The sequence below is a fragment of the Rhodococcus sp. EPR-134 genome, from assembly GCF_001647205.1.
Taxonomy (GTDB): Bacteria; Actinomycetota; Actinomycetes; order Mycobacteriales; family Mycobacteriaceae; genus Rhodococcus_F; species Rhodococcus_F qingshengii.
In genome coordinates, this window is sequence record NZ_LVCT01000248.1 from 1 (window position 1) to 8,940 (window position 8,940).

General features: G+C 62.2%; 11 protein-coding genes. 8 read left to right on the plus strand and 3 right to left on the minus strand.

Annotation, left to right across the window (positions count from 1 at the left end):
- From A2J01_RS11025 to A2J01_RS11035, 3 genes are all read left to right on the plus strand, one after another.
- Positions 1 to 137: ribosome recycling factor (locus A2J01_RS11025; protein WP_156519242.1), on the plus strand; the 137-nt coding region annotated here is incomplete at its 5' end.
- 48 nt (positions 138 to 185) lie between these two features.
- Positions 186 to 1,082: a phosphatidate cytidylyltransferase gene (locus A2J01_RS11030; protein WP_003942673.1), complete on the plus strand. Its 897-nt coding sequence runs from the start codon at positions 186 to 188 to the stop codon at positions 1,080 to 1,082.
- 6 nt (positions 1,083 to 1,088) lie between these two features.
- Positions 1,089 to 1,817 (plus strand): class I SAM-dependent methyltransferase, encoded by a 729-nt coding sequence (locus tag A2J01_RS11035; protein WP_054827408.1) that lies wholly within the window; start codon positions 1,089 to 1,091, stop codon positions 1,815 to 1,817.
- A 79-nt stretch (positions 1,818 to 1,896) separates the two neighbouring features.
- On the opposite strand, the gene A2J01_RS11040 is transcribed toward A2J01_RS11035, so the two are convergent.
- Together A2J01_RS11040 and A2J01_RS11045 are read right to left on the minus strand one after the other, a co-directional pair.
- A complete protein-coding gene (locus tag A2J01_RS11040; RefSeq protein ID WP_030535660.1) occupies positions 1,897 to 2,739 on the minus strand; it encodes an HpcH/HpaI aldolase/citrate lyase family protein in 843 nt (280 codons plus the stop codon).
- A gap of 95 nt (positions 2,740 to 2,834) precedes the next feature.
- Positions 2,835 to 3,245, minus strand: coding sequence for a LapA family protein (locus A2J01_RS11045; RefSeq protein ID WP_073512295.1), 411 nt, complete (start codon positions 3,243 to 3,245; stop codon positions 2,835 to 2,837).
- Positions 3,246 to 3,347: 102 nt separating this feature from the next.
- Between A2J01_RS11045 and rlmN the strand changes: the two genes are divergently transcribed.
- Positions 3,348 to 4,457, plus strand: coding sequence for a 23S rRNA (adenine(2503)-C(2))-methyltransferase RlmN (rlmN, locus tag A2J01_RS11050; protein WP_007734883.1), 1,110 nt, complete (start codon positions 3,348 to 3,350; stop codon positions 4,455 to 4,457).
- A 78-nt stretch (positions 4,458 to 4,535) separates the two neighbouring features.
- Here rlmN and A2J01_RS11055 read toward each other — a convergent pair whose 3' ends face one another.
- Positions 4,536 to 4,805 carry a DUF2631 domain-containing protein gene (locus A2J01_RS11055; RefSeq protein WP_003942762.1) on the minus strand — a complete coding sequence of 90 codons (270 nt, stop codon included), beginning with the start codon at positions 4,803 to 4,805 and terminating at the stop codon, positions 4,536 to 4,538.
- A 120-nt stretch (positions 4,806 to 4,925) separates the two neighbouring features.
- On the opposite strand from A2J01_RS11055, the gene dxr reads away from it, so the two are divergent.
- From dxr to A2J01_RS11075, 4 genes are all read left to right on the plus strand, one after another.
- Positions 4,926 to 6,083, plus strand: coding sequence for a 1-deoxy-D-xylulose-5-phosphate reductoisomerase (dxr, locus tag A2J01_RS11060; protein WP_064112691.1), 1,158 nt, complete (start codon positions 4,926 to 4,928; stop codon positions 6,081 to 6,083).
- Positions 6,084 to 6,090: 7 nt separating this feature from the next.
- Positions 6,091 to 7,302, plus strand: coding sequence for a M50 family metallopeptidase (locus A2J01_RS11065; RefSeq protein ID WP_030535658.1), 1,212 nt, complete (start codon positions 6,091 to 6,093; stop codon positions 7,300 to 7,302).
- Between the two features lie 87 nt (positions 7,303 to 7,389).
- On the plus strand, positions 7,390 to 8,547 hold the full coding sequence (gene ispG, locus A2J01_RS11070) for a flavodoxin-dependent (E)-4-hydroxy-3-methylbut-2-enyl-diphosphate synthase (RefSeq protein WP_007734888.1): 1,158 nt from the start codon (positions 7,390 to 7,392) through the stop codon (positions 8,545 to 8,547).
- 111 nt (positions 8,548 to 8,658) lie between these two features.
- Positions 8,659 to 8,940, plus strand: a 282-nt coding sequence (locus A2J01_RS11075) for a DUF4081 domain-containing protein (RefSeq protein WP_156519243.1), incomplete at its 3' end; no start/stop codon positions are given.

Below are 8,940 nucleotides of genomic sequence, written 5' to 3' on the forward strand. Positions count from 1 at the left end.
GGATCCAGAAGGACGGTGAAGCCGGCGAGGACGAGGTCGGTCGCGCAGAGAAAGAACTCGACAAGACCACGGCGAAGTACGTGCACACGGTCGAGGAACTCGTCAAGCACAAGGAAGCAGAGTTGATGGAGGTATAGCCTCCTCATTTGCAGTGTTTGTCGTCGGGAGTAGATCAGGGAGTTTGGGTGCACGCACAAGAGGGAACCGCCGGTGGTCCCGTCACGGACGGGCCTACGGGCGGCGCTGAGGGCGCGCAACCGCCGAAGTCGAAGGCGGGCAGGAACCTACCTGCCGCCATCGGCGTCGGAGCTGGCCTCGGCGCCTTGGTCATCGGCACTTTGATCTTCCTCCCCCCGGGATGGATCGCAGTCGTTGCGATCGCGATGTTCATCGCGACGTGGGAGGTCACCACGCGGCTTCGTGAAGCCGACATCGAGGTGCCGCGAATTCCCCTTCTCGTCGGCGGGCAAGCCACGATCTGGCTCGGCTGGCCGTGGGGACCGGTCGGGGTGCTCAGCGGATTCACCGCAACCGTCCTGGTGTGCATGGTGTGGCGGTTGTTCGACCACGGGCTCAAAGCGACCCCGAAGAACTTCCTGCGAGACACCTCCATCACGGTGTTCGTTCTGGCGTGGATCCCGCTGTTGGCGTCATTCGGTGCGTTGATGGTGCTCGAAGACGACGGCCCCGGTCGCGTCTTCGTCTTGATGATCGGTGTCGTGTGCTCCGACATCGGCGGCTACGCGGCTGGAGTGCTGTTCGGGAAGCATCCGATGGTGCCCGCTGTGAGCCCGAAGAAGTCCTGGGAGGGATTCGTCGGATCCCTCATTTTCTGCGTCATCGGCAGTTTGCTTTCGGTGACGTTGATCCTCGACGCGAATTCGATGATCGGCGTCCTGCTCGGTGTCGTCCTGGTGGTAGTCGCGACGGTCGGCGACCTGATCGAATCGCAGATCAAGCGTGAACTCGGCATCAAGGACATGGGAACCTTGCTTCCCGGCCACGGCGGAATCATGGACCGCCTGGATTCACTCCTGCCGTCGGCATTTGTCACCTGGCTGATTCTGTACGCACTCGTCTGATTTCTCGTGCGTGATTTCTTCTCAGGCCGTTCCAAGCCGATCCCCAGTCCGAACATCTGGCATTGGCCGGACGTGTACGAAATCGAGAACCGTGCGCAGGACGTCGACGGTTCCCTCTGGGCCGCGATGCGAGCCCAGGTCGACTGGTCTGGACGCGATGTCGTCGATGTCGGCTGTGGGGCGGGGTTCCATCTACCGGAGTTCGCTCGTACTGCCCGTCGTGTTGTCGGAGTGGAGCCGCACGCACCGCTGGTGAGGGCCGCGCGGGAACGAACCCGCGATTCGGCGTCGATCGACGTAGTCCAGGGTTCAGCAGAGTCCACGGGTCTGGTGGATGCTTCAGTCGATCTCGTTCATGCCCGTACGGCGTACTTCTTCGGAAAAGGCTGCGGCCCGGGAATTCGTGAGGCCATGCGCATCCTGAGGCCCGGGGGAGTCTTGCTGATCGTGGATCTCGATGTGAGCGCCGGCCCGTACGGGGAGTGGATGAGGGCGGATCTGCCCAAATACGATCCCGCGGCGGTCGAAGCGTTCTTCGAGGCTCAAGGATTCTCGCTCACGCGCGTCGAGACCCGGTGGGAGTTCGAGAATCGAGACGATATGCGGCGGGTACTCGGAATCGAGTTCACCGAGAAGACTGCCGAGCGTGCGTTCTCGCAAGTAACGGGATTGGGCTTCACGGTGCGATACCGGATCCATGTTCGGTCCAAACCACGATCACTCGAACTTGCGTGAAGGCGGGCTCAAAAGACGAACGTCAGGCGCTCCGACTTGAGCGCCTGACGTTTTCTGCACCGATTCAGTAGTAAAAAAATCAGTGATCGGTGGGGATGTGGAACAGGGTGGCGAGCTTGTGAATCTTCTTCGCCTTGGCGAGCTTGGGCAAGTCGCTGCCGTCGCGCACGCGTGAGCCGTCTTCGCCGAGATCGTCGATGACATTCTGAGCCCAGATCGCGTCGGCTACAGAGGGACTCAGTCCTGCGTTGACGGGGGCAGTCTGCGCGGTGGTCATGCAGAGTTTGCCGGCCATGCCGAGTGACAAGGTGATCGCACAGTCTCGGGCGAGCAGATCCAGATCGGGGCCGAGCGTGGGACCGTCGATCGGCGGAGCGATGCGTGCCGCGCGGCTGGCGATGGTGAGCCGCGAACGCGGGTACGACATCGACGTGGGGGAGTCGTCCATCCCAGTGTCGCGCCGGAAGTCGCCGCTGCCGAATGCGAGACGGAAGATGCCGTCAGTGCGTGCGATCTCGGGCGCAGCCTCGAGTCCCACCGCGGATTCGACGAGAGCAAGAATCTTGGTGCCGTCGGGAAGTCGCTCGGCCGTGGCGTCGGCCTGCTGACCGCTTTCGGTCTTTGCGAGCATGACACCCTCGAGTCCGGGGAGGCCCGCGAGTACGGCCAGATCCTCTTCCCAGAACGGTGTCGTGGCGTCGTTGATCCGAACCCAGGCGTGATTGTGTTCGCTCAGGAATGCGGCGACATCGCGGCGGGCAGCTGGCTTGTTGGGTGCGGTGACGGCATCCTCGAGGTCGAGAATGACGGCGTCGGCCGCACTCGCGAGTGCGGCGTCGAAGGTGTCCGGTTTGGACGCGGGGACGAGGAGCCAGGATCTTGCCTGCTGCGGGGCAATTCGCGAGGTCACAGGTCTCTCCATGTGAGTAGTCACATCAGGGCCTTTCCGGTGATTTCCACGACATCAATGATGCCTGCTGGCCCATCGATCGACCCAATTGCGTAACTAGATTTCAGTCACATCTGCCGCTTCGCTGCGCGCCGGATCTGAATGATGCGAACGCCACCTGCCAACGCCATGATCAACGCGCCCGCGATGGCGGAAAGCAGGATCGTGATTCCGAGCGGAAAGTCGATCTGCCAGGCGAGGATCTTGACGGAGACGCTCTCGAGGTTCTGCAGGATGAACACCAGCAGTAAGATCAGCACAATTGCGCCTATGACCAGGCCAACCCAGGTCGTCGCAGCCCTGGTTCGGTCGGTGACCGACGTTCCGGTCGGCACCGGTTCAGGCGTCGGTGTCGGTTCCGGATCGTGTTTTTCCACTGCCTTGTTCTCGTCCACCTTCGGAAGTTCCGGATCGGGGCCGAAACCGTCGGCTGGGCCGTACACGGGGGAATTCGACGGATCCTCTGGTGTGGTTGACATGACATGATCATCACTCAACCTGCGCGAAGTTGCACGGGTAATCCGGCCACAATCGGGTGGCAGTGGGGTAGCACCCCAAAACAATGGGACAATGGTGTAACTATGGCTGCCTCTCTTCCCCTCGTTTTCACTGCACCCAAGCGCGGAATGCCTCCACGGCACCTCGCCGATCTCGATTCCGCCGAGCGCAAAGAAGCGGTGAAAGAGCTCGGCCTTCCGGCTTTCCGGGCCGATCAGCTGGCGCGTCAGTACTACGCGCGGCTCGAAGCCGATCCGGAGAAGATGACCGATCTCCCCGCATCGGTGCGCGAGAAGGTTGGGGAGTCGCTGTTCCCGACCTTGTTGACCCCGATCAAGCACCTCGCGTGCGATTCGGGCGACACTCGCAAGACCCTGTGGAAGGCACATGACGGAACGCTGCTCGAAAGCGTCTTGATGCGCTATCCCGACCGGGCAACACTTTGCATCTCGAGTCAGGCAGGCTGCGGAATGGCCTGCCCGTTCTGTGCGACGGGTCAGGGCGGCCTCGACCGCAACCTCTCGACCGCCGAGATCGTCGATCAGGTTCGCGAGGCAGCGGCTGCCATGCGCGACGGTGAAGTTGCCGGCGGCCCCGGACGCCTCTCGAACGTCGTGTTCATGGGTATGGGCGAGCCTTTGGCGAACTACAAGCGCGTGGTGGCAGCGGTACGACGGATCACCTCGCCTGCACCCGACGGCCTCGGCCTGTCTCAGCGGTCCGTCACGGTCTCGACCGTCGGCCTCGCTCCCGCTATCCGCAAGCTCGCTGACGAAGGCCTGAGCGTCACGCTGGCGGTATCGCTGCACACACCGGACGACGAACTGCGCGACACTCTTGTCCCGGTCAACAATCGCTGGTCAGTGTCGGAGGTACTTCAGGCTGCACGGTACTACGCAGACAAGACCGGTCGCCGTGTGTCCATCGAGTACGCGATGATCAAGAACGTCAACGATCAGCCGTGGCGCGCGGACATGCTGGGCAAGAAGCTGAGGAAAGCACTCGGCGGGTTGGTGCACGTCAACCTGATTCCGCTCAACCCGACTCCGGGCAGCGAGTGGGACGCGAGCCCCAAGGACGTCGAGCGTGAGTTCGTGCGTCGGGTCATCGCCCAGGGCGTCTCGTGCACGGTGCGCGATACGCGCGGTCAGGAAATCGCCGCAGCCTGTGGCCAGCTGGCAGCCGAGAACTGAAACGTTTCAGGCCTGAAACACGTAAAGAGAAGGCCTCCACGAACTTTCGTTCGTGGAGGCCTTCTCTTTGTCAGGTTTCTAGCGCGGGCGGCGACGGATGACGATGTCGCGGACCAGAATGAAGATCATCAATCCGGCGGTGCCGATGAGCCACAGATCCTCGACCTTGCCGTGATGGTTTCCGATCATCATCAGAAGCAGGAATATTGCGAAGAACCATCCGAGGAAACGGAAAAACTTGAGTCCTTCACCACTCCACCCCCATGCGGCAGAGGGAACCTCGGCCTCATCGACGTGCGAGACCACGACGGGGGCGCTGGACTTGACGTCCAACTGGGTATCGGCCACGGTCGATCCTCCTGCTCATTCGGTTGCACTACTGCCCAATATGGTGACATACGACTGCCTGTCGTACGTAGTTGGGCGTCGATAAGGTTGTTCTCAGGTGTTATCAGGAACAATGGGCGAGTGCAGGAAACCACACGTACCCGCGTCCTCCTCCTCGGCAGTACCGGTTCGATCGGTACCCAAGCGCTGGAGGTCATCGCTGCCAACCCCGACCGTTTCGAAGTAGTCGGTCTTGCAGCGGGCGGCAACAACGTCGAGTTGTTGGCCGAACAGATTCGTGCAACCGGCGTCACGGACGTCGCCGTCGCCGATCCTGCAGCGGCATCGGCGCTGGAATCGGTAACCGCCCGTTCGGGACCGAGCGCCGTGACAGAACTGGTTCGGGACAGCGGTGCCGATGTTGTCCTCAATGCGCTCGTCGGTTCGTTGGGACTCGAACCGACACTGGCGGCTTTGAACTCGGGAGCGCGCCTGGCGCTGGCGAACAAGGAATCGCTTGTCGCCGGCGGAGCGCTGGTGACGAAAGCCGCCGCCCCCGGTCAGATCGTGCCGGTCGACTCGGAGCATTCGGCGCTTGCCCAGTGCCTACGTGGTGGAACAGGCGACGAGGTGGCCCGGTTGGTTCTCACCGCTTCGGGTGGGCCGTTCCGTGGCTGGAGCGCCGAGGATCTCGAAAGTGTGAATCCGGCTCAGGCAAAAGCGCACCCCACCTGGTCGATGGGCCCCATGAACACCCTCAACTCGGCAACTCTGGTCAACAAGGGCCTCGAGTTGATCGAGACGAACCTGCTGTTCGGGATCGACTACGACCGCATCGACGTCACCGTGCATCCGCAATCGATCGTGCACTCCATGGTGACCTTCTTCGACGGATCGACGCTGGCACAGGCGAGTCCACCGGACATGAAGCTCCCGATCGCTCTCGCTCTCGGCTGGCCGGACCGCATCGAAGGTGCGGCGTCGGCATGCGACTTCAGCACCGCCTCCACCTGGGAATTCGAGCCGCTCGATTCGTCGGTGTTCCCAGCCGTCGATCTGGCGCGAAGCGCAGGAAAATCCGGAGGTTGCTTCACCGCGATCTACAACGCGGCCAACGAAGTGGCGGCTCAGGCATTCCTCGACGGTGTCATTTCCTTCCCGGCGATCGTCCGCACGGTGGCTGCTGTTCTCGACGATGCAGGTCAATGGTCCGCAGAACCGGTTACCGTGGACGACGTTCTGGCCGCAGACGGCTGGGCACGCACACGAGCGCGTCAGCTCGTGAAGCAGGAGGGCTAGAGCTTTCATGGTTTTTGCACTGGGCGTAGTGCTGTTTGCCCTCGGCATCGGCGTGTCCATCGCCCTGCACGAAGCCGGTCACATGTGGACGGCCAAGGCTTTGGGAATGAAGGTTCGCCGCTACTACATCGGCTTCGGACCGAAAATCTTCTCGTTCCGTCGAGGTGAGACCGAGTACGGCCTCAAGGCGCTGCCGCTGGGCGGATTCTGCGACATCGCGGGCATGACGGCCCTCGACGAGATGACGCCTGAAGAAGAGCCGCACGCGATGTACAAGAAGGCGGCGTGGAAGCGCGTCGTCGTCATGTCCGGCGGTATCGCGATGAACTTCATTCTCGGGTTCCTCCTGATCTACGCATTGCTCCTCGGTTGGGGTCGAACTGAGCCCGCTCAGCCAGTGGTCCAAGAGGTCACCTGTGTGGCCCCCGATCAGCTGGGCCAGGACGGCAACTTCGAGCTGACAGAGTGCTCGGGTGGGGGCCCCGCGGGAGATGCGGGCCTGCAATCGGGAGATCGGATCACCGCAGTCGACGGAAAGTCGACGAGCACCTTCCCTGAGGTGGCAGCAGCTATTCGAGGTGTGGATGGTCCGATCGTGTTGTCGGTTGATCGCGACGGAGAGGCCTTGTCGATCACGGTCGTGCCCGAACGAGTCCAGCGATATGTGAACTCGGCCAGTGGCGTTCCCGTGAAGCAGGAAGTATCCGCTGTCGGAATCGGTGGACCGGGCTCGGCGCTGGTCGAGTACAACGCTCTCACGGCTGTTCCGGCAGCCTTCGACTACACCGGCCAGATCATGGTCGACTCGGTGAAGGCATTGGCTGACATTCCGTCGAAGGTGGGGGCACTGTGGGAGTCGATCACGGGCGGCGAACGCGCCCAGGACACACCGATCAGCGTGGTCGGTGCCAGCGTGATCGGTGGCGAGGCCGCAGATCGAGCCGAGTGGCCGATGTTCGTCGGACTGCTCGCATCGATCAACTTCTTCCTAGGTGTTTTCAACATCCTGCCGCTGTTGCCGCTCGACGGCGGTCACATCGCGGTGGTCTTCTACGAGAAGATCCGTGATTGGTTCCGCGCCCGCCGAGGCTTGATTCCCGGCGGCCCGGTCGACTACACGCGACTCCTTCCGATTACTTACGTATTCATCGTGATCGGTGGCGCGTTCATGTTGCTGACACTCACGGCTGACATCGTCAATCCGATCAAGATCTTCTGACCGTGTGAGAAGGGTGACGGTTGCCGCGCGGTAGTGCGGCGATCGCCCGGCTAAACTTGCAGTGAAGCTATGAAAGAAGGCACAGACGTGACCATCCCTATCGGACTGGGAATGCCCTCGGCACCCGCAGCGATCCTTGCTCCTCGACGCAAGACACGGCAGCTGCAGGTCGGCACGGTAGGTGTGGGCAGCGATTTCCCCATCTCGGTGCAGTCCATGTGCACCACGAAGACGCACGACGTCAATGCAACGCTCCAGCAGATCGCGGAACTGACCGCGTCCGGTTGCGACATCGTCCGTGTCGCCTGCCCGCGTCAGGAAGACGCGGACGCGTTGTCGATCATTGCGAAGAAGAGTCAGATCCCGGTTATCGCCGACATCCACTTCCAGCCGCGCTACATCTTCGCGGCAATCGATGCGGGATGCGCTGCGGTGCGCGTCAATCCGGGCAACATCAAGGAATTCGACGGCCGTGTCAAAGAGGTGGCCAAGGCTGCCGGTGACGCAGGCATTCCGATCCGTATCGGTGTCAACGCGGGATCGCTCGATCCTCGGTTGATGGAGAAGTACGGCAAGGCGACGCCCGAAGCGTTGGTCGAGTCCGCGCTGTGGGAGGCCGGGTTGTTCGAAGAGCATGGCTTCGGTGACATCAAGATCTCCGTCAAGCACAACGATCCGGTGATCATGGTCGAGGCTTACCGCCAACTCGCCGCCAAATGCGATTACCCGTTGCACCTCGGCGTCACGGAGGCAGGGCCGGCGTTTCAGGGCACGATCAAGTCCGCGGTCGCCTTCGGTGCGCTGCTCGCGGAGGGTATCGGCGACACGATCCGGGTTTCGCTCTCGGCCCCGCCGGCCGAGGAAATCAAGGTCGGTAACCAGATTCTGCAGTCTCTGAACCTGCGTCCCCGCAAGCTCGAGATCGTCTCTTGCCCCTCGTGTGGCCGTGCACAGGTCGATGTCTACACACTTGCCGACGAGGTCTCCGCCGGCCTCGAAGGCATGGAGATCCCGCTGCGCGTGGCAGTCATGGGTTGCGTCGTGAACGGACCGGGTGAAGCGCGTGAGGCCGACCTCGGTGTGGCGTCCGGCAACGGCAAGGGCCAGATCTTCGTCAAGGGCAAGGTCATCAAGACGGTGCCCGAGGCGCAGATCGTCGAGACGTTGATCGAAGAGGCGATGAAAATTGCCGAAAGCATGGAGGGTGACGCCTCGGAGGGTGCGCCGGTCGTCACCGTGAGTTGAGTGATTGCCGGATGAATCTTCCCCGTCGGTGTCAGGTTCGTGGCAATCTGAGTGCATCATGATCGGGTAGTGATATTCGTGGACGCGCAGTCGAGTCGAGGGGGTTGACGGATGCTCAAACTCCTCGGAGCCAAGCAGGTCGGAAGTCGAGATCTCGAAGACGTCCGACGGGTACTCGACGCCGATCCGGTGGCGGCCTGCATGATTGCCGCGCGCGTCGAAGAATGCGGCGTCGACCCACGAATGATTCACGGCGAGCTGTGGAGTCGAGGCGGGCCGTTGTCCTCACTGTGCTTTGCCGGGGCGAACCTGGTTCCGCTTCGAGGCGATCCGGATGACATTCGGGCATTCGCCGACCGTGCCTGTCGGATTCCGCGCATGTGCTCGTCGGTG

Excerpts from the sequence above, each read along its gene's own strand:
- A2J01_RS11065 (WP_030535658.1), top strand. The coding sequence starts at position 6,091 with ATGGTTTTTGCACTGGGCGTAGTGCTGTTTGCCCTCGGCATCGGCGTG.
- A2J01_RS11040 (WP_030535660.1), bottom strand. The coding sequence starts at position 2,739 with ATGGAGAGACCTGTGACCTCGCGAATTGCCCCGCAGCAGGCAAGATCC.
- A2J01_RS11045 (WP_073512295.1), bottom strand. The coding sequence starts at position 3,245 with ATGTCAACCACACCAGAGGATCCGTCGAATTCCCCCGTGTACGGCCCA.
- rlmN (WP_007734883.1), top strand. The coding sequence starts at position 3,348 with ATGGCTGCCTCTCTTCCCCTCGTTTTCACTGCACCCAAGCGCGGAATG.